Origin of the sequence: Undibacterium umbellatum, from assembly GCF_014284125.1 — a bacterium.
GTDB classification, from domain to species: domain Bacteria; phylum Pseudomonadota; class Gammaproteobacteria; order Burkholderiales; family Burkholderiaceae_D; genus Undibacterium; species Undibacterium umbellatum.
The window spans coordinates 1-1,409 of record NZ_JACOFX010000052.1 but is presented as its reverse complement, the minus strand read 5'-3'; the positions used below and the strand labels follow the sequence as shown (position 1 = coordinate 1,409).

Below are 1,409 nucleotides of genomic sequence, written 5' to 3'. Positions count from 1 at the left end.
CAAGTCCGCTCCTACTGTTTGTATGCACACGGTTTCAGGATCTATTTCACTCCCCTCCCGGGGTTCTTTTCGCCTTTCCCTCACGGTACTGGTTCACTATCGGTCGATATCGAGTATTTAGCCTTGGAGGATGGTCCCCCCATGTTCAGACAGGATTTCTCGTGTCCCGCCCTACTTGTCGCAAACTTAGTTCCACACCGATGATTTCATATACGGGGCTATCACCCTCTATGGCCGGACTTTCCATTCCGTTTTATTATCAAAGATGCTAAATCTTGCAGGCTCTTCCCATTTCGCTCGCCACTACTTTGGGAATCTCGGTTGATTTCTTTTCCTGTAGCTACTTAGATGTTTCAGTTCGCCACGTTCGCTTTGCAACCCTATGTATTCAGGTTGCAATGACCTTACGGCCGGGTTTCCCCATTCGGAAATCTGCGGATCAATGTGTGTTTGCTCACTCCCCGCAGCTTATCGCAAGCTACTACGTCCTTCATCGCCTGATATCGCCAAGGCATCCACCATGTGCACTTAGTCACTTGTCCCTATAACGTTAACTCCTGGTGTCGCATTATTGAATCACTTCAACAATCCGGTTCATCACCAAGAAACGGTATAGTTCTTTACTACTTATGAGTATTACTTTAGCGTTTGCCGTATCTCAAGGAATTTGATTTTTTCTAAAACTTGTCTTTCGACAGCTTTTCAAACTCTTTTTAATACTATGTTTGTTCGATACAATCACAACCCTTCCATAATTTCCATCAATAACTGTCGTCATTGATTTCTCTTTACAGAAATAATTTTGATTATTTCTACTTTACTTCTTCTAAATTGTTAAAGAACGAGAACTACTTAATTACTATTGTCTTTCGCTTTGAAAGTACAAACCTAAACCTCGGTGCTAACTACTGCACTGACTTAGGTTTGCGATTTCTTGGTGGAGGATGACGGGATCGAACCGACGACCCCCTGCTTGCAAAGCAGGTGCTCTCCCAGCTGAGCTAATCCCCCATTAGGATCCACTACCTGTAAAACCGTCGCTTTTGCGTCGCTTTTACTTCTAAAAATTATCTGGCTTTGCCAGTCATTTTTAGCCATCTATCCCAAACGAAAGTAGGTTTGTACTTTCGTTTGATTGATTTGGTGGGTCTGGTTGGGCTCGAACCAACGACCCCCGCGTTATCAACACGGTGCTCTAACCAACTGAGCTACAGACCCGCTACTGAACCTTCAGTCGCTGTCCGGTCATTGCTACCCCGACGCAAACCGTTCTCTGTTCATTATCATTAACAGTCAATAAGTGTGGACACTTAACTACGCGCTACTCTAGAAAGGAGGTGATCCAGCCGCACCTTCCGATACGGCTACCTTGTTACGACTTCACCCCAGTCACGAACCCTGCCGTGGTA

Annotated in this window: 2 tRNA genes and 2 rRNA genes; all 4 read right to left on the bottom strand. The window is 45.1% G+C overall.

The annotated features are described in order from the left end of the window. Positions 1-542 (bottom strand): 23S ribosomal RNA (locus H8L47_RS29105); the annotation flags it as partial. A 393-nt stretch (positions 543-935) separates the two neighbouring features. Further along, positions 936-1,011 (bottom strand) — tRNA-Ala (locus H8L47_RS29100). A gap of 130 nt (positions 1,012-1,141) precedes the next feature. Then, positions 1,142-1,218 (bottom strand) — tRNA-Ile (locus tag H8L47_RS29095). 112 nt (positions 1,219-1,330) lie between these two features. Then, a 16S ribosomal RNA gene (locus H8L47_RS29090) occupies positions 1,331-1,409 on the bottom strand; the annotation flags it as partial.